Genomic DNA, 18,245 nt, shown 5'->3' on the forward strand with positions numbered 1-18,245 from the left:
TTTCTGTTCCCTGGGAAATGATGTTGATGCGCCGCCAATGAGATCTGAGCCATGGACGAGAATTGTGATGACGACCACGGCTGGAGTCGAATTGCGCGGATGGCTGTCATCAACTCTGCTCGGCAGACTGCCGGACTCGGCAGGTGCCGACGTCCTGCGCGCGGGCGAAGAACGTGACTTCTCGGCCGAGGACGTCCTCATGCGTCAGGGTGATCAAGATGATCACGTGCTACTGCTGCTCGATGGCTTGGTGAAGGTCATCGCGGACTCTGAGCCCGGGCAGAAGGTGTTGCTCGGAATCCGAGTTGGTGGGGACGTGGTGGGGGAGATGGCGGCGTTGGAACGCGCTGCTCGAATGGCTACTGTGACCGCTTGCAGGCCAGGTCGAGCCCTGTTCATCAGGCGTCCGCTGCTGGACGAGCTGATGATCACCTATCCGGTGCTCGCTGTACAGCTTGCTGCCACGATCAGCGGCCGACTACGGAAGGCCGACGAACGATGCGTCGACATCACCTCGTACGGCTCGCTGACCCGGCTGAGCCGAGCACTGATCAGCATCCTTGCCAGCCACGGTGCGAGAAAGGGGTTGCGCTGGCGGCTGGACATCGAGCTCAACCAGGCGGAGATCGGATCGCTCGTCGGTCTGAAGAAGCGAACCGCGGAGAAGTGCTTCAAAGAACTGCGAGACAATGGTGTGATCGAATGTGAGTGGCGTGTGGTCGAAGTGATCGACATGCCTCGCCTGCGGCGTATCGCTGATGACCGACAGTGAAGAATTCCGCATAAATGCGGTGTCTTGTGAACACGGGTGTCAGAACAATGAGGGCGCTCGAGATCAAGACATGGAAGGTTCACTGATGAAACCTGTCGGGCCAAGCCGTCGGCGATTGCTTGTGGCTGCCGACGCCGTCGGCTACGGGCGCTGGCACGACTATCAGCAACTGGCGATCCAGCGACACATGATCGACATACTGGACTACGCGGCGGCTATGTCGAAGCTGCGCCGGGGTACTTGGGAGCGGCAAGCGGTCGGTGACGGCGAACTGGCCGTGCTGCCGGAGGACGAGCCTGAACACATTGTGGTGGACACTTTCATCCGCCAGGTTGATGTGGCACTGGCCAGGCACAATACGCTGTTGCTGCCAGAAGCTCGCCTCAGACTGAGGTTTGCGGTCCACTTCGGCCGGATCATGCCGGGTGACAACGGATATGCCGGGCCGGGGCCGGTCGAAGTGTCTCGGATGCTCAACTCGGCGCCGTTGCGCAGGGCGATCGCCGAGATCCCGGAAGCCAATCTCGCGCTGATGGTTTCCGGGAACATCTTCAAGGACACCATCGAGCCTCTGCACACTACGCTGCGTCCGGCTGAGTTCTATCGGGTGCACGTCATGGAGAAGGAGTTCGAGGCCGATGCGTGGCTGTGGATACCTGGGCTGCCGTACCTGACAGCCTCCGGGATCGAGGACATCGCACAGCTCCCGCAGGGACAAGACTGAATCGGTGGGTGGCTGCGGCGAAGCGGCCACCCACGACTGTCGAATTCAGCGCAGGCCGGTGTCGACGGCGGTCATGAGCTGGCCTGGGTCGCCGGACATTTCCCAGGCCATGGCGCCCAGGAGGCCGCGTTGTCTGATCCAGGCTGTTTTGCGTTCGATGGACCATGGGTCGTCGAAGGTCCACCATTGGTTGCCGGTGTAACAGTAGGTCGCGACGGCGGCTTCGTCGTGGTGGACTGTACAGCCGGGGACGCCGGCGACGAGGTTTCCGTAGCCTCGGGTGCCGGTTTCTTCGGGGAATTGGCCTGGGGCGCCGCCGGTTGCGGTTTGCCATTCGCCGTTTTTGCCGCCGTTGCCGACTCCTTGCCAGCCGCGGCCGTAGAAGGCGAGGCCGAGGGTGAGTTTGCGGGGGTTGACGCCGGCGTTCGTGTAGGCGTTGATCGCGGTTTCGGCGCTGAACTTCACGGGGTACGGGTCGTCCGCGTCGGGGTAGAGGTTGCCCTGGTGGCCGGTTCGGTTGGGCTCCCAGGAGTTGTCGCTGCCGGAGCCGTGGAAGTCGTAGCCCTGGACGTTGGCGACGTCGAGGTACTGGAAGATCTTGCCGACGTCCCAGCCCGCGGTGACCTTGGCCGGGTCGGCGGGCGTGAAGGCCTGCAGTTCGTAGCGTTTGCCGGTGGTGGCGCCGTGCGCGTCCAACTGGGCGCGGAACTCGGCCAGCAGCGATGTCAGGTTGTTCTTGTCGTTCGGGCTCCAGTGGTTTCCGGGGTGGCCGTCGGGGCTGCCGGGCCATTCCCAGTCGATGTCGATGCCGTCGAAGATGCCCGCTGCGGTCCCGGGGCCGCCTGCGCCGCCGTACGGCCTGATGTTGCCCTTGATCCAGGTGTCGACGCATGACGAGACGAACTTCTTGCGGGACGCGTCGGTCGCGGCCACGTCGGAGAAGTACTTCGAGTATGTCCAGCCGCCCAGCGAGACCAGGACTTTCAGGTTCGGGTTGAGCGCCTTCAACTTCTTGAGCTGGTTGAAGTTCCCGCGCAGCGTCTCCCAGCCGGTGTCCGCGACACCGTCGACCGACTGCGAGGCCGCGACCGGCCGTGAATAGTCGGCTTCGGCGTCGCCCGCGCCGTCGCCCTGGTTCGGGTCCTGCGGGTTGGCGCTGGTTGCCTTGGTGACACCGGACAAACAGGTCAGGTTGACCGGGTCGATGTTCTGGAACGCGTACAACACGTGTGTCAGTTTCGCCGCCGCCCCAGAGGTTTGCAGGTTCCGCACGAAATACTGCCGGCCGTAGATTCCCCATTGGACGAAGTAGGCGACCTTGGCATAGCCGCTGACAATGTCCGAAGTAGACGCGGTGACGGCGGCGCTGGCGGCAGAAGTGTTGTCGTAGCCGTCGCGGGCCCGCACAGTGAACGTGTACCGGGTGGAGGGCGCGAGACCCGTGACCCGTGCGGTCGTCGTGGTCACGGTCAGAACCAGCGTCGAGCCTTGGTATACGTCGTACGCCACGACACCGGTGTTGTCGGCCGATGCGTTCCATGCCAACGAGATACTGCCGGAATCTGCTGCGGTTGAACGGAAGTTCCCAGGGACAGAAGGAGCCTGCGTGTCATCGCTCGGATTGTTCGTGCGTACGGTCAAAGGCGCGCTGGGAGCGGATTTCGTGCCCTTGCGGTCAAGTGTGACAACGGTGAACGAGTAGTCGGTGTTCGGGGTCAGCCCGGTCACGGACGCGGTCGTGGTTGGCGGTGAGGCCACGAGTGTGGTGCCGCGATACACCTGGTAGCCCACGACTGGGAGCGATCCTGGAGTGGCCGCGTTCCAAGCCAGTGTGATGGTCCGGGTCGTTTTCACGGTCGTTCGCAGGCCAGTTGGCGCGGACGGCGGTGTTTCGGCTGAACCGTCACAGTTGCCGTCGTCGATCCGGCAGCTCGTCGGGGTTGTCGGCGAACTGAACCGGACCGTCGGGCTATACGGGTATGTGGATCGGCCTGGTGCCAAGGAATTGATGTAGTACGCCGGGGTGACGGTCACTGACGTGCCCGATTGCGACACTGTGCCGTGTTCACCCGTTGTCACGGCCACGCCGGACGGAACCTCGAACGTGATCGTCCAACCGGTGACTGTGGCAGTGCCTGCGTTGGTCACGGTGTACGTGCCGACGTTGCCGGACAAGGAAAACGCGGCCCGCAAGCTGCCTGCTGCCTGTGCGGGGGTGCTCAGGGCGAGTAGGAGTAGAACCGCGGCCAGTGCGGATCTGATGGAGCGAGCGTGTTGTGACATGGCAGGGTCCTCACGCCGTAGTGGTCTAGACCAGGGTGCGGCGCTGTGACCCACGGCACAACGGGCCGGGTCAGTTGTTCTGCATGCTGAAACGCATCGGCCGGAAGTGGACCTGTACGCCCGGCCTGGCCTGCGCCAACGCGGGGAGACCGGCCGGGTCCACAACAGCGATCACCGGATATCCGCCGGTGGTCGGGTGATCAGCGAGGAACACGACCGGCAAACCGTTGGGGCGCACCTGGATCGCGCCCGTGACCAGACCTTCGCTGGCGAGCTCGACATCGGTGAACGCGTCCGTGCGCCGCAGGGCTGTACCGATCAACCTGACGCCGACCCGGTTGCTCTCCGGCGAGACCTTCCACGATCCGGCCGCCAGCTGTGTCCCGGCGTCGTCGAACCAGTCGTCCCGTGGCCCAAGCAGAACCGGGATCACCAGATCGTCCGGCGCACGCGAGGGCGCGAGCTCGTCCACGCCGACCGGCAGACCCGGTTTGCCCAGCTGCAGCACGGTTCCGGCCGTCAACGCGTCAGGTCCGATCCCGGACAACACGTCGGTGGCCCGCGAACCAAGTTCCGCAGTGACCTCGACACCGCCGGAAACGGCCAGGTAGCAACGCAAACCCGACGACGGACTGCCGACCGTGAGCACGTCCCCGGCCGAAAGGTGGACCGGGCTGTGCGAGCCGACTTCGTGCCCACGCAGCGAGACGTTCACCTGCGGGCCGGTGATCGCGACTGTGCACGAGTCCTCGGCGCGCACCGACAACCCGCCCAGCAGCATTTCGATACCCGCAGCTGACTCGGGGTTGCCGACAAGCCGGTTCGCCAGCCGCAGCGCGGGCTGGTCCAGCGCACCTGACGGCGGCACGCCCAGATGCCCGTTCCCAGGCCGGCCGAGATCCTGCACCAGCGCCAACGGGCCGGTGGCCAGTACGGTGAGCGCCCTCATACGGCCTCGAATCGCACGACATCACCCGGCGCAAGCAATGCGGCGGGTTCACGGCGGGAGTCGAACAGTGTCGCGTCGGTGTGCCCCAGCAACCGCCAACCGCCTGGTGAGGCGGTCGGATAGGCCCCGGTGAACTCGCCCGCGATGCCCACGGACCCTGGAGGGACGCGTTTACGCGGGTTGTCCAACCGTGGCTGCTGCAAAGCCCCAGGCAGTCCGACCATGTACCCGAAACCGGGCGCGAAGCCGCAGAACGCCACCTTGTACTCGGCGCCCGTGTGCAGCTCGATCACGCCAGCAACGTCCGTACCTGCCGTCTGGGCGACGAGCTCAAGGTCCGGACCGTCGTAGTGCACCGGCAGCACGACCTCGCGCGGTGCTGACGCCGTGCGCTGTGACAGGTCGACGGTGTCCAGCAAGGGCCGTAGGCGCGCCAACCCGCCGGAGCCTGGCGAGAATGACGCCAGGACGGTCCGAGCGGCAGGAACGAGCTCGACAAGACCTGGGAGGTCGGCGTCGGCCAACGCGGTGCGTACGGCTTGAACCTCGTCCAATGAGTCGACTTCGACGAGCATCGCGTCCGCACCGCACCGCCGTAAGCGCATGGGCGGTCAGCCGACGACGCGCGTCAAGTAAGCCGACGTGTGCGGCTGCAGTTCCTGCCCCATCATCGCGCGCTCTTCGACGTACGCCAGGTCACCGTTGTTCACCAGGCCGTACAGCCGCTTGGCGCCTTGGACCTCCTTGGCGGTCGCGGTACGCACCACTGCGTCAGTGGTCAGCTCCCAGGACGTCTGGGTCCGCGGCTTGCCGTAGAAGAGCTCGATGACTCCGGTGGCGTGCGCCAGCAGGAGTTCGATCGTGTCGTCGGCCTGGGGACGCCACCAGCCGACCTCCCGCGCGGCCGGGCGAATCACGTTGCCGTCGTCGTCCAGCAGCCAGGCACGGGCCTCGTAGTACAGGAACGGCCGGCCGTCGTGCGCGAACGTGACCTGCTGGCCGAACTTGTGCGTCTTGTCCAGGGTGGGATAGACGACCTCGCCCTCACCACGCCACACGCCGACCAGCGGCAGCAACGCCAGCAGCCCGTCGTTGAGGTTCGGGCCCTCGCGCAGGTTCGCGGTGTCCGGCGGAATCGGCAGGTCGTCGAACTGGGGCAGGTTGCGGTGGCGGGTCGCCTTGGCCCGCTCCGCTGCCGCCTGCACTGCCGCGTCGCCGCTGCCAGGGACGGTCTCGCTGTTATCGGTCGTCATCAGCGCTGGTCGCTGTACAGGCGGTAGATGACGTAGCCCGCGAACCAGAGGACCGCGACGGCCATGATGACCAGCAACGAGGTGAAAATCAGCTCCACGGGAAGTGAGCTTAACGAGCGTGTGTGCGGGCACGAAACGGACGTGCCCGCATACACAGGTGACGTGGGCGTCAGCAGCCCCACTGGCCGCTCGCGGCGACGACCTCGTAGAGCGCGGCCCAGGTCTTCGGGCCGACGATGCCGCTGTCCTTGATGCCGGCGCGGCGCTGGAAGTCCTGGACGAGCCGCTGCATCTGCGGGCCGTAGACGTCGCCCTCATCGGGCAGGCCCTGGGAGGTGTACGGGTGAATACGCTGCATGGCGTCGAACAATGCAGAGAGCTTGTTGCCGTTGCGCTCGCCCGGGTTGATTCCGAAAGAAGGCGGCGTCGCCCAGCCCTGTCCGGTCAACGACGGCGGCATTTTGCCGACCAGGGCGTGCCACGTTTTCGAGCCGACAATTCCGCTGGCGTTGATTCCATTCTTGCGCTGGAAATCCTGGACGGCGCTCAAAGTGTTCTGGGCATAGGTTCCGGTGCCGTTGAGCTGGGTGTAGCCCTCGTGCCGCAGCGAGAGCTGCAGGGCGAGTACGTGCTGGCCGGTGTCACCCGGGTTGACCTGCGGCAGGCTCGCGGCAAACTGGTCGGATCGCTGGTTTTCCTGACCGCACGCCATTGCCGTCCCGGCGCCGGCAATTCCGACGGTGGTCGCCATACCGGCGGTGAACATGGCCAAAACGGCAGCACGAACAATCATGCGCTTCATTGTGATTATCTCCCCAAGATTTGGGCCCCCTCGGCCCTTCTGCAATAAAAGACGGCCTTGCCCTGGGGAGGTTGGTCACGGTGGGATCACGAAAAAATCGGGTGACCCACACGGGGCCACCCGATTTTTGTCGCTATCTGGCTTGTCAGGCGACCGCGACGGCCACCTCGTGGATGCCGGGGCCTTCAGCGGTGATCGACGCCTCGCCGTTGCCCGTGCGGTGCAGCGCGCGCACCGTCCAGGAGCCAGGGGCGGCGTAGAACCGGAACTCGCCCTCAGGCGAGGTCACGACCTCGCCGGTGAAGTCGCCGTTGCCGTCCAGCAGGCGCACGAACGCGCCGCCGACCGGGGCTTCGCCGGACAGGACACGTCCGGAGAGGACGGTCTGGCCGCCCGCGTCGGCGATCGGTGCCGACTGGTCAGGTGCTCCGCAGCTGCTCACTTTGTTACTCCTTGCCGGTGCCGGTTTCGACGGGCACGCCGACCAGCGACCCGTATTCGGTCCATGAACCGTCGTAGTTCTTCACGTCCTCGTGGCCGAGCAGCTCGTGCAGCGCGAACCAGGTGTGCGACGAGCGCTCGCCGATGCGGCAGTACGCGATCGTGGCGATCGACTCGTCGATGCCGGCTTGTTTGTAGATCTCGCGCAGCTCGTCGTCGGACTTGAAGGTGCCGTCCTCGTTCGCGGCCTTGGCCCACGGCACGTTGATCGCCGACGGCACGTGGCCCGGACGCTGCGCGGACTCCTGCGGCAGGTGCGCCGGGGCGAGCAGCTTGCCGGAGAACTCGTCCGGCGACCGCACGTCGACCAGGTTCTTCTTGCCGATCGCGTCGACGACCTCGTCGCGGAACGCCCGCAGCTTGAGGTTCTGCTCCTGCGCGGAGAAGGTGGTCTCGTCGCGCTTGACCACGTCCTGGGACAGCGGACGGCCGTCCAGCTCCCACTTCTTGCGGCCACCGTCGAGCAGCTTCACGGCCTCGTGGCCGTACAGCTTGAAGTACCAGTACGCGTACGCGGCGAACCAGTTGTTGTTGCCGCCGTAGAGGATCACAGTGTCCTCGTTGGCGATTCCCTTGCCGGACAGCAGCTTCTCGAAGCCGGCCCGGTCGACGAAGTCGCGGCGGACCGGGTCCTGCAGCTCGTTCTTCCAGTCGATCTTGACAGCACCCGGGATGTGGCCGGTGTCGTATGCGCTGGTGTCCTCGTCGACCTCGACGAACACCACCCCCGCCGTCTCCAGGTTGTCCTCGGCCCACTGGGCCGACACCAGCACGTTTTCGCGGCTCATCGAGCGTCTCTCACTTTCTCTGCGGGGGTTGGGTTTCTCAGGCCGGTGACTGCCGGCGTACGGACGGGGTGAGCCTGCGCAACAGCAGGTAGGTCTCGCAGCCCAGGCAGAAGCCGAAGGCCGCGTTGAGGAATGCCGCGGCCAGCGCGAACGCAGCCGCGATGACGCCTACCGTGGCACTACCGAGAGCGAACGCAACCGTGCCGACCAGGGCGAACGCGAACCCCACACCTTGCGCGAAGCGCAGCGGCGTGGCGTCCTCCCGCTCGTCAGTCGGCTGCAGGCGCGGCGCCACGAGGTACTTGTAAAGCAGTGAATAAGGCGCGTACTTCAATCCAGCGAACGCACCGACAGCGAAGATGGCGGCCTGCACGGCCAACAGCGGCCACCATTGGGCGGCAACTGCGACGGCAAGCACGACGGTCGTGACCCAGGCAGCGAACCTGGGACCGCGCGGGTCGACAGCGGACATTCGTGTACTCCTGACCTGGGTACAAGCGGGTTCATTGGCGCCTGAAGGGCGCACGAAATCACCTGGTCAGAGGGTTGCGACACAGACTGGAGTCAACGCGGCAGTAGTCCACCGCGCGGCGCCTGGTCAGCAATGTGTACACGGTCGCGAGAGTACCTCGATCTCACAATGCAGAGCAGAGCTGTCCATCCACTGAGAAACCCGATCAAGCGAACGAGTAAGTCCAGGCCCTCGAACGGGTGACAACCCCAGCTCCTCCTTGACCTGGTGACCCGACACCTTCCTCAGGCCTTTCGGCGGCGGAACAGGATCATCAGCAGGCCGAGTACGAGAACGACTATTCCGCCGGTTATCAGCCAGCCGAAGGAGGCGCCGGTGCTGGCCAGGGCCTTGGGCGGCAGCAGGCCGAAGTCGACGGTCAGGATCTCACGTTTCGCTGCGCTGACGGTGACTGGTTTTGTGCAGCCGTTGGTCGGGTCGGCGTCCGAGTCGCGGGTGTCCTCGCCTGTGTCGCGGTTGGCGATCGTGTAGCCGCGGAGTTCGGATTTGGGGACGCAGACTATGTAGCTGCCGTTGGCGAGGTTGTCGAAGAGGTACCTGCCGTTGCGGTCTGTGACGGTTTTGGCGACCTCTTCGCCGGATGCGGCTCGCAGCGTGACGGCGACGCTTGGGGCGCCGGATTCGTCGCGGTCCTGCAGGCCGTTGCGGGAGGTGTCGATCCAGATGAAGTCGCCGATTCGATTGCCGGGTTCGACGAGGCCTGCGTCGACTGTGAGGTCCTCCCATTTCTCTGAGTACAAGCGGGTTGGGGCGGTGCACCATGTTGACGGGTCGACTGTCCCGCGCCCGATTTGGTACGAGGCGTACTGCGTGGGCACGGTTTTGCGGTCGAAGCAGGTGACGTAGGAACCGTCGGCCAGGTCTGTGATCAGGTACTTGCCGGAACCGTCGGTCACCGCCTTGTGAGTCCCGACGGTGACGGTTACGCCTGGGATGCCAGGTTCGCCCGCGTCAGCGACGCCGTTGCGATTGAGGTCCAGCCAGACGAGGTCGCCGAGGGAGTTCGGTGGCCGGAATCCGGCGTCGACCGACAGCACAGACCTGTTGCCGGTGCCCAGCTTGACTGTGTCCGCGCAGCCGTCGGCTTTCTTGTAGAGGTGTTTGCTGTACTCGGCCGGCAGTTCGAAGCAGACGCGGTAGTCGCCGTCGGGCAGGTCCGTGAAGAGGTACTTCCCGGCCGCGTCTGTCGTGGTCTTGGCTGAACCGGCGTACACCGTTGCCCCGGGGATTCCGGGTTCGCCCTGGTCAGGGGTGCCGTTGCGGTTGTTGTCCAGCCAGACGAGGTCGCCGATCTGGTTGGGTGGCGCGACCAGCCCTGCGTCGATGCTCAGGCTTTCGCGATTGCCCATGCCGAGTTTCACCTCGGGTGCGCACTCGGCTCTGAAGTCCTCAAAAGAACCGAAACATACGCGGTAGGCGCCGTCCGGGACATCCGAGAACAGGTACTTCCCAAGAGAATCGGTGACGGTCTTGTGCTGGCCCGCGGTGATCGGCACGCCTGTTGCGGGTGGCTCGCCCGAGTCGGGTTTGCCGTTGCGGTTGCGGTCCAGCCAGAGGAAGCCGCCCAGCCGGTTCATCGGCGACATCAGGCCCGCGTCGATGGTCAGGTTCGAGCGGTTGCCGGGACCGAGCGTGACCTCGGCCGCGCACCTGGTCTTCGGGTCCGGATTGGAGTCCTTGTCCGCCGACCCCGCGAACGGCTTGGTGATCTGCAGATCGTCCTTGAGGCCGAAGCAGACCACATGCTTGCCGTCGCCCAGCTCTGGGAACAGATACTTGCCGTTCGCGTCGGTCACGGTCGACAACGCGCCCACAGTCACGGTGACACCAGGGATTCCGGGCTCGCCGGTGTCGGCCAGGCCGTTACGGTCGACGTCCCGCCACACCAGGTCGCCGAGAAGGTTCGGCGCCGACAACAGCCCGGCGTCGACCGTGAGTACCGAACGATTGCCCGGCCCCACAGTGACTTCCGGCGCGCAGCCGGTCGCGGGATCCGCGTCCGAGTCGGCGGTGTCCGCGCCCATGTCAGGCTTCGTGAACGTGTATCCCTTGGCAGTAAAGCAAACCCGGTACTTCCCGTCCGGCACGTCGGAGAACAGGTACTTGCCGTCCGGGCCAGTGGTCGTGTTCATCGAACCTGCAGAAACGGCCACGCCAGGGACCCCTGGCTCGCCGGAGTCGAAGCGGCCGTTGCGGTTGAGGTCCGAGAAGACCAGGTCACCGATCCGGTTGCCGGGCGAGCTGAACCCGGCGTCCACAGTCAGGTTCGACCGGCTGCCTGCCGCGAGCGTCACCTCGGGCGCGCAGCCGGTGTCCGGATCCGCGTCCGAGTCCAAGTTGTCGTCGCCGGTGTTCGGCTTGGTCAGCTGGAAGTCCGCGTACGGCCCGAAGCACACCGTGTACTTGCCTTCGGGCAGGTCAGAGGCCAGGTATTTGCCGTCCGCGCCGGTCTTGGTCTTCCGGTTGCCCACCGAGACCGGCACGTCGGCGATCCCGGGTTCGCCCGCGTCGAGCAGGCCGTTGCGGTTGGTGTCCTGCCAGACGAAGTCGCCGATCTGGCCGGGTGGCGCGACCAGCCCGGCGTCGATCGACAGCACTGAACGATTCCCCGGCCCGACAGTGACCTCCGGCGCGCATCCCGAGACTGGGTCGGCGTCGGAGTTCTTGTTGTCGTCACCAGTGTTGGGCGTGGTCACCACATAGTCGGAGAACCCGCCGAAACACACCTGGTACTTGCCGTCGGGCATGCCGTCGAACATGTACCGGCCGTCGGAACCTGTGGTCGTCTTGGTCTTGCCGAGCGACACCGGGACACCAGGCAGGCCGGGCTCGCCGGGATCCTGCCTGCCGTTGCGGTCGACGTCCGACCAGACGAAGTCACCGATGCGGTTGGCCGGTGGCACAAGGCCCGCGTCCACAGTGAAATCGTCCGTGGCCGACAACGTGACCGGCGGGGCACAGCCGGTGGCCATGTCGATGTCGGAGTCCAGCCCGTCATCACCGGTATTGGCTTTGGTGGCCTGGAAATCGACAAAGCTGGCGGGCAGGGTCTTCAGGTCGAAGCAGACCGTGTACTTGCCGTCGGGCAGCTTGTCGAACAGGTACTTGCCGTCGAGCCCGGTCACCGCGGTCGACGAACCCGTGGTCACGGTCACGCCCGGCACCGGCGGCTCGTCCGCGTCCTGACGGCCGTTGCGGTTCACGTCGCTCCACACCAGGTCACCGAGCTTGTTCGCCGGTCTGATCCCGAAGTCCAGCGTCAGATCCTCGCGTTTGGCCGGGCCGACAGTGACGGGTGGTGCGCAGCCTGTGGCCGGATCCGCGTCCGAGTCCATCGCATCCGAACCGAGGTTTGCAACTGCCGGCAGATAGCCGTCCGGCAGGTTCTTGACGTCGAAACAGACCTGGTACGTGCCATCCGGCAGCTTGTCGAAGATGTACTTCCCGTCCGGGCCGGTCACGGTCTTCAACGAGCCCATCGTCACCGCGAGCCCAGGCACCGGTGGCTCACCGGCGTCCTGCTGGCCGTTGCGGTTGTTGTCCATCCAGACCAGGTCGCCCAGCGTGCTGGTCGGAGCGAGAACACCGGCGTCGACGGTCGTGTCCACCGAGCCGTGGCCACCTGTGTTGACCGTGGCCAGGCCGGTTCCCGGGTCCACATTGGAGTCGACGGCCCGGTTGGCACCGGCTTGCCGCGCTGTCCATTTCAACGAGGAACCTGGTGGTGCGCCAGGCAATGCGGACGTCTGCGCACCGGTGAAGTCGAACTTCAAGTTGTAACACGTGTCCGGCTGCAGACCGGTCAGCATGTACTCGCCCTTGGCGTTCGTGGTCTGCGGCGGCAGGGCTGCGCCACCGGCACAAGGAGTCGCAGTGACCTTCACGCCGGCAAGCGGCGGTTCATTGCCGTCCTGGATGCCGTCTGTGTCCGCGTCGAACCACACGCGGTTGCCGACCTGCACGGGCGCGAGGTCACACAGTGCCTCGAGGTCGGCGAGGCTGTTGGCCCTGCCCCAGCCTTCCTGGTCGCCGACCTGGAACGTGCCCTGCTTGGCGCCGGTCGCGCGGTCGAACCAGCCGACGCCCGGGTTCGACGTGACCGGCATCTTGTCCGCGGCCAGAACCAGCGCGACGGCACCCATCGAGGCGTCGGCTTTCAGGGCGTCCGGGCAGGTCGCGTACTTCCCGTCGGCCTGCTTGCACGCGCGGCTCAGCGCACCGCCGACCGCCGCGCTGAACGCGCCGTTGCCCGTGGGCGCCGGGGTCTGCTGGCCGAGCTGGTCGCCGAACCGGTCCCGGAACGCCAGGACCAGGTCGCCGGTCTTGTCCACCGCGACGTTCGTCAGCAGTGGCTGGGTGTAGCTGATGTTGCCGTCTACCTGCGTGAACTGCCTGGGATCCCAACGGTCGAGCCACGGATGCCAGCCGGTGTCGAGGGGCTTGGTGAACACCGCCGAGCCGAACGCGCCGGACTGGAACGGCAGGACAACAGCCTTCATGTCAGCGACCTTGGCGGTCGACTGGCCTGAACACACGCCACCTACATACAGAATTCCGTCGCGTACGCCCAGCCCGCCGGGCCGCCAGTCACCCGCGGCCGGACACCCTGGATTCGGGATCGGGTACGAGCCGACCGGTGCGGAAGCCGCCGGGATGGTCGCGTCGAAGACATACAACGTCTTGTTGGCAAGGTTCACCGCGTACAGCGCGGTGCCGTCCTCGGACATCTCCAGATCGCCGAGACTTTCCTTGCCGGGTGCGGCGAAGAACGAGCCGTCGTGGCCGTCGCTGTGCTGGGTGCTGCCGGCTTCCGGAACTGTGGCGAACTGGGACGTCGACCCGGCTGAGGTCACGTAGATGGCGCCCGGGCCGCCAGAACCGTAGGGCGCCAAGCGTTTCGCGAAAGCGCCGGAGAAAAGCCGCTTGTCCTGCTTGCGATACGCGAGACCGAACACGGCCCCTGTGTCGCCCTGCTTGGCGATTTGTGTCGGTGCGGGCGAGGTGCCGCGAGCTGTGAAGGGGAACTTGACGAGCGAGCGTGCCGCCGCGTCATTGCCTGCCTTGTGCGTGTTGCGTTGGCACGCGGTGGCGACAGACGGGTTGGCCTGGCAATAGTCGGCCGGGTTCCACACGCCCATGGTGATCGACGGGTTCGGGCCGTTGACGAACTCCGTCAGTGACGACAGGCCGTTGCCGCTGGGAGCAGGCTTCAGGTGCGGCATCGAGGACGGGATCGCCGCCTCGACCCGGTAGCCGCCGCCGTTGACCGGACCGAGGTCGATCTTGACCACGCCGTCCGGGCCGGTTGTGCCGTTGGCGGTGCTGCCGGCCGGATCGGTCACCGTGACCGGGATGCCCGGCACGCCGATCTCGAGAGCGGGCTCGTAGGAACCGTTCCCGTTGACGTCACGCACCAGCCGGACGGTCAGCGTCCCGTCCGCCAGCACGGCCGACGCGGCAGGCGTGAATATCGCGCCCGCCAGTACGAGCGACCCAGCGAGAGCCAGCCCGACCACTCTGCTCACAACAGCTCCTTTTCCTGCGACATCAAGGAAAAGCTAGCTGTCGATCATGATCGTCAGGGCGTGCGCGACGGCCCGCGTCACCGACAGTCGCCCGGCATCGGCCGTGCGATCCCTCCACGGTGGATCCGCGAGCGGGAGAACGGCACACCGTGATCGGAATCCGGCCGCGGATCGCGGCCAGGTGTCCTCCGGAAGCGGGTTGAACCACCCGTTCAGGGCAGGTGCGGGCGGAGCGCGTCGAGCAGCGTGTCGCGCTTGGGCACGCCACCCACCCGCATCAGCTCCACGCCCTGAGCGTCCACGGCCAGCGTGGTCGGCGTGGACAGCACCCCGAGCGACTGGGCGACCTCGGGGTGGTCGGTCACGTCGAAGTCCACGTGTTGCAGGCCCTCGGTCCGGCCGGCCAGATCGGCCAGCAGGATCCGGGTGTGCCGACACGGCGCGCAGAACGTGGTGGAGATCTGCAGCAGCGTCACCGCGCTGCCCGGATCGACGAGTTTCTGCAGCTCAGAAGGTAGTGAAGAGCTTTTCGCGGTCCGCACGCGGCCACGGGAGCTGCGCCAGGCGAGACCGAACACGCTCGCCAACGCGAGCGTGCCGATCAGCACCCAGACGCCTGTCATCCCACGGCTCCGCTGAGCTTGACGTTGGTCGCCTTGCCCTTCAGGGACAGGGACCCCGGATCGACCTGCACGGCCGTCGGCGTGATCGCCACCGGCAGGGTGCCCGGGTCGAGGTTCACCGTGAACAGCTTCAGCAACTGCGACTGCAGGTTGGGCGCGAGCAGGTTGCTGCCCAGCGAGTTGCCCAGCTCGATCCGCTTGGGCGTGACCTGGATCTTGGCGTTGTCCAGGCTGACGATCCCGTACACGACGAGGTCGGTCTGCACGCCGGCGAAGTCGACGGTGGCACCGACCCGGACACCCGCGGTCTGGTCCTCGGTCTCCTGCTTGAGTGCTTCCTGGTCGGCCTTGTCGTCGATGCCGTCGCCCGACTCGGTGCCCGGCGGCTCCATCACGCGCTTCTCGCTGGCCGGCGCGATCGTCACGTTCGTGATGTCGCTGGTACGCACCCGCAGCGCGTTGGACTGCAGCGCCCGGTTGAAGTCCGCCTCCTTGACCCGCAGCTGGCCCTCGATCTCGTCGACCTGGATCGAGTCCGTCTTGCCGGCCAGCAGGTCCGACAGCGGCGCCTGGACGCCGCGCAGGTCGGCGTGCACCTCGACGTCCTTGAGGATGTCCTTGATCGGCACACCCTTCGCGTCCACGGTGATGTGGTCGTAGTCGCCGCCGATCGCCTGGGTCAGGAACGGGAAGCCACGCACGGTCACCGCGGGGTCGTCGGAGAGCTTGAAGGCGGCCTTGGCCCGCTTGGAGACCTGGTACTCGGCCACCGCCGCGGCCCCGAAGTCGGCGCCGACCAGCAGCGCGAGCAGGATCACCACGGTGATGACGATCGGACGCGTCTTCGACCGCTTGGGCTTGCCGGACCGCTTCGTCCGGCCGGAGTTCGCCGTTGCGTTCGGCACTGTCGTCATGCCACCACCTGTGTCGATGTTTCTTGGTCAGACGTGTCGCGGCACATCTGGTTGAGCCAGGTCGCGATCCGGTCTACCAGACCCGGTGTGACGCCCGACTCGGCATGCCCCATGCCCGGCTCCAGCCACAGCCGGGTACCCGCGCCGGCCGCGCGATACAGGGCCGTGCCGTGTTCGGCCGGGAAGTAATGATCCCGGTCGCCGTGCACGATCAGCAGCGGGGTCGGTGCGATCCGGTTGACCACCTCGATCGGGCTGACCGGGAGCTGCGCCCACGGCCGGCCCAGCCGCACACCCAGGATAGGCGCCAGCAGGCGGCCGTGTGGCGCTTCGATCAGCCAGTGCAGCCTGCGCATGGCCGGGGTCTGACGGACGTACCAACGTGACGGTGAGCTCACCGAAACGATCGCTTCGACGCGATTGTGAGACGCGTATAACAGCGAAACTGCGGCACCCATCGAAAAACCGACCACCGCGACCCGGGGGAATCCGAGTTCTTTCGCCAATCGGACACCCGCGTCCAGGTCGAGAACTTCTTGCGGTCCGACCGTGCTGCGGCCGCAAGAGTTTCCGTGGCCACGGAAACTGAGCGCAACGATTGCGTTTGTCCTGGCCAGGCGCTCGGCGATGCGCCGGAAACCGGGCCGCTCGACACTGCCGGTGAACCCGTGCGCGAGGACGATCGCCAGGTCAGACGGTGTTTCGCATGGTGCGTACAAACCACTTAACGCTACTCCATCAGCGGTGACTTGCCCCACGTGTGTGAACCGCGTGTTACGAACAGGGGATTTCTCGGCCACGACGTTTATTCTGCTCGAACAACCGCGTTAGTTCCCTGAGAGGCGGTGTGGCGCGTGAGTTTGGATCTTCTCCTGCTGACCGCGGACCCAGAGCCGGGTTCCGTACTTCCCTCGTTGATGTTGCTCCCGCACGCTGTGCGGACGCAGCCGCCCGAGGTGACTGCCCTGCTCGAGGCCGGTTCGAGGGATGCCGTGCTGGTCGACGCCCGCGTCGATCTGGCCGGCGCGAAGAGCCTGTGCCGGCTGCTGGCCAGCGGCGGCGACTCCGGCCCCGTGATCGCGATCGTCAGCGAGGGCGGCCTGGTGGCCGTGACCTCGGACTGGCGGATCGACGAGATCCTGCTGCCCACCGCGGGCCCGGCCGAGGTGGACGCCCGCCTGCGGCTGCTGACCTCACGCGGCCCGGCCGGTGTGTCCGGTGCCGACGGCGCGATCCGGCTCGGTGAGCTCGTGATCGACGAGGCCACCTACATGGCGCGGCTGCGCGGCCGTCCGCTCGACCTCACCTACAAGGAGTTCGAGCTGCTCAAGTACCTCGCCCAGCACGCAGGCCGGGTCTTCACCCGTGCCCAGCTGCTGCAGGAGGTCTGGGGTTACGACTTCTTCGGCGGCACCCGCACGGTGGACGTACACGTCCGGCGGCTGCGCGCCAAGCTCGGCATCGAGCACGAGCAGATGATCGGCACCGTGCGCAACGTCGGCTACAAGTTCGTCCAGCCGCCCAAAGGAGCCGCCCCTGCGCCAGTGGCGGAATCAATGAGCCTGGACGTGGTTCAGTAAAGGTGTGACCGAACAACTCGTCTGGCGAACAGAACTGTCGGAGCTGGAAGCTGCCCAGGTGCGTGGGCTCCTGGCGTCGGACGAGGCCGGCATGGACCTGCCCGGCGGCGGCGAGCACCTGCTCGCCCTCCGCGACGGCGGCACGGTCGGCTACGCACATCTCGACACGGCCGGCGACCAGTTGGGCAACAAGGTCGCCGAGCTGGTCGTGCACCCGGGTTTCCGCCGCCAGGGCATCGGCGCCCGGCTGGTGGAGGCCGTTGCGGAGCGCGCCACGCCGTTGCGGATCTGGTCGCATCTCGATCATCCCGGGGCGGCACGGCTGGCCTCGCGGTTCGGCTTCGAGCGGGTTCGTGCGCTGCATCGGATGGGGATGGACTTCGGGGCCGACGAGTTTGCTGAGCCCCGGCTGCCTGACGGTGTCCGGTTGCGGACGTTCGTGCCGGGGCAGGACGAGGAAGCCATGGTCGCGGTGAACGCGCGTGCCTTCTCGTGGCACCCGGAACAAGGCGGGCTCACGGTCGAGGACGTCCGGAACACCGAGCAGGAAGCCTGGTTCGACCCGGCCGGCTTCTTTCTCGCGGTGGACTCCGGCGACAAGGTCCTCGGCTTTCACTGGACGAAAGTGCACCCGGATTCGACCGGCGAGGTCTACGTCGTCGGCATCGACCCGGACTCCCAGGGCGGCGGTCTCGGCAAGGCCCTGACCCTCGCCGGGCTGCGTCACCTGCGCGGACTCGGCCTGCCCAAGGTGATGCTCTACGTGGAAAGCGACAACGCGGCGGCAATCGCCGTTTACACGAAGCTCGGCTTCCGTTTGCTGGATGTAGGTGTTCAGTACGCACGGTAGTCGCACGTTCAATCACTGAGTGCGAACGCCCAGGTCGCGGCAAGGTCACGGGCCCGTTCCAATGGGGTAGCCCTGCTCACAATGGGTGCCTTGTTCACTTGCCGTTCACCTCTACAGGGCCAGACGTTCGGCCGGGCTGCTTAGCGTCC

16 protein-coding genes are annotated in these 18,245 nt (G+C 66.2%); 4 read left to right on the forward strand and 12 right to left on the reverse strand.

The genetic code is table 11. The features are described 5' to 3' along the window. Nucleotides 1–67 precede the first annotated feature (67 nt). Together JOF56_RS12585 and JOF56_RS12590 are read left to right on the forward strand one after the other, a co-directional pair. Entirely contained in the window at nucleotides 68–772 is a 705-nt protein-coding gene (locus tag JOF56_RS12585; RefSeq protein ID WP_209637423.1) for a Crp/Fnr family transcriptional regulator, read from the forward strand. Between the two features lie 85 nt (nucleotides 773–857). Beyond that, complete coding sequence (locus JOF56_RS12590; RefSeq protein ID WP_209637425.1) at nucleotides 858–1,496, forward strand: hypothetical protein; 639 nt, start codon at nucleotides 858–860, stop codon at nucleotides 1,494–1,496. Between the two features lie 45 nt (nucleotides 1,497–1,541). Here the strand turns inward: JOF56_RS12590 and JOF56_RS12595 are convergent, their stop codons facing one another. The 12 genes from JOF56_RS12595 to JOF56_RS12650 all read right to left on the reverse strand — a co-directional run bounded on the left by JOF56_RS12595 (nucleotide 1,542) and on the right by JOF56_RS12650 (nucleotide 16,385). Then, complete coding sequence (locus JOF56_RS12595; protein WP_209637427.1) at nucleotides 1,542–3,779, reverse strand: glycosyl hydrolase family 18 protein; 2,238 nt, start codon at nucleotides 3,777–3,779, stop codon at nucleotides 1,542–1,544. A 70-nt stretch (nucleotides 3,780–3,849) separates the two neighbouring features. Then, nucleotides 3,850–4,728, reverse strand: a complete 879-nt coding sequence (locus JOF56_RS12600) for a 5-oxoprolinase subunit C family protein (RefSeq protein ID WP_209637429.1) — start codon at nucleotides 4,726–4,728, stop codon at nucleotides 3,850–3,852. Further along, the gene (locus JOF56_RS12605; protein ID WP_209637431.1) at nucleotides 4,725–5,333 is read right to left on the reverse strand and encodes a 5-oxoprolinase subunit B family protein; all 609 of its coding nucleotides are present in this window, start codon (nucleotides 5,331–5,333) and stop codon (nucleotides 4,725–4,727) included. Before JOF56_RS12605 ends, JOF56_RS12600 begins: the two co-directional genes overlap by 4 nt. A 6-nt stretch (nucleotides 5,334–5,339) precedes the next feature. Continuing rightward, nucleotides 5,340–5,981, reverse strand: a complete 642-nt coding sequence (locus JOF56_RS12610; RefSeq protein WP_209637433.1) for a heme-binding beta-barrel domain-containing protein — start codon at nucleotides 5,979–5,981, stop codon at nucleotides 5,340–5,342. A gap of 169 nt (nucleotides 5,982–6,150) precedes the next feature. Further along, nucleotides 6,151–6,783 (reverse strand): peptidoglycan-binding domain-containing protein, encoded by a 633-nt coding sequence (locus JOF56_RS12615; protein WP_209637435.1) that lies wholly within the window; start codon nucleotides 6,781–6,783, stop codon nucleotides 6,151–6,153. Nucleotides 6,784–6,928: 145 nt separating this feature from the next. Then, nucleotides 6,929–7,225, reverse strand: coding sequence for a DUF1416 domain-containing protein (locus tag JOF56_RS12620; protein ID WP_209637437.1), 297 nt, complete (start codon nucleotides 7,223–7,225; stop codon nucleotides 6,929–6,931). Nucleotides 7,226–7,229: 4 nt separating this feature from the next. Beyond that, the gene (locus JOF56_RS12625; RefSeq protein ID WP_209637439.1) at nucleotides 7,230–8,072 is read right to left on the reverse strand and encodes a sulfurtransferase; all 843 of its coding nucleotides are present in this window, start codon (nucleotides 8,070–8,072) and stop codon (nucleotides 7,230–7,232) included. Between the two features lie 37 nt (nucleotides 8,073–8,109). After that, nucleotides 8,110–8,544 carry a DUF4395 domain-containing protein gene (locus JOF56_RS12630; RefSeq protein ID WP_209637441.1) on the reverse strand — a complete coding sequence of 145 codons (435 nt, stop codon included), beginning with the start codon at nucleotides 8,542–8,544 and terminating at the stop codon, nucleotides 8,110–8,112. 284 nt (nucleotides 8,545–8,828) lie between these two features. Further along, nucleotides 8,829–14,129 carry an SdrD B-like domain-containing protein gene (locus JOF56_RS12635; protein WP_209637443.1) on the reverse strand — a complete coding sequence of 1,767 codons (5,301 nt, stop codon included), beginning with the start codon at nucleotides 14,127–14,129 and terminating at the stop codon, nucleotides 8,829–8,831. A 212-nt stretch (nucleotides 14,130–14,341) separates the two neighbouring features. Then, a complete protein-coding gene (locus JOF56_RS12640; RefSeq protein WP_209637445.1) occupies nucleotides 14,342–14,752 on the reverse strand; it encodes a TlpA family protein disulfide reductase in 411 nt (136 codons plus the stop codon). Continuing rightward, on the reverse strand, nucleotides 14,749–15,666 hold the full coding sequence (locus JOF56_RS12645) for an LmeA family phospholipid-binding protein (protein WP_209637447.1): 918 nt from the start codon (nucleotides 15,664–15,666) through the stop codon (nucleotides 14,749–14,751). The genes JOF56_RS12640 and JOF56_RS12645 overlap by 4 nt, the downstream gene beginning before the upstream one ends. Continuing rightward, the gene (locus JOF56_RS12650; RefSeq protein ID WP_245378248.1) at nucleotides 15,663–16,385 is read right to left on the reverse strand and encodes an alpha/beta hydrolase family protein; all 723 of its coding nucleotides are present in this window, start codon (nucleotides 16,383–16,385) and stop codon (nucleotides 15,663–15,665) included. The genes JOF56_RS12645 and JOF56_RS12650 overlap by 4 nt, the downstream gene beginning before the upstream one ends. A 135-nt stretch (nucleotides 16,386–16,520) precedes the next feature. On the opposite strand from JOF56_RS12650, the gene JOF56_RS12655 reads away from it, so the two are divergent. Both JOF56_RS12655 and mshD read left to right on the forward strand, forming a co-directional pair. After that, nucleotides 16,521–17,246, forward strand: a complete 726-nt coding sequence (locus JOF56_RS12655; RefSeq protein WP_307855068.1) for a winged helix-turn-helix transcriptional regulator — start codon at nucleotides 16,521–16,523, stop codon at nucleotides 17,244–17,246. 4 nt (nucleotides 17,247–17,250) lie between these two features. Next, complete coding sequence (gene mshD / locus JOF56_RS12660) at nucleotides 17,251–18,096, forward strand: mycothiol synthase (RefSeq protein WP_307855069.1); 846 nt, start codon at nucleotides 17,251–17,253, stop codon at nucleotides 18,094–18,096. Nucleotides 18,097–18,245 lie beyond the last annotated feature (149 nt).

Source organism: Kibdelosporangium banguiense (assembly GCF_017876405.1).
Lineage (GTDB): Bacteria > Actinomycetota > Actinomycetes > Mycobacteriales > Pseudonocardiaceae > Kibdelosporangium > Kibdelosporangium banguiense.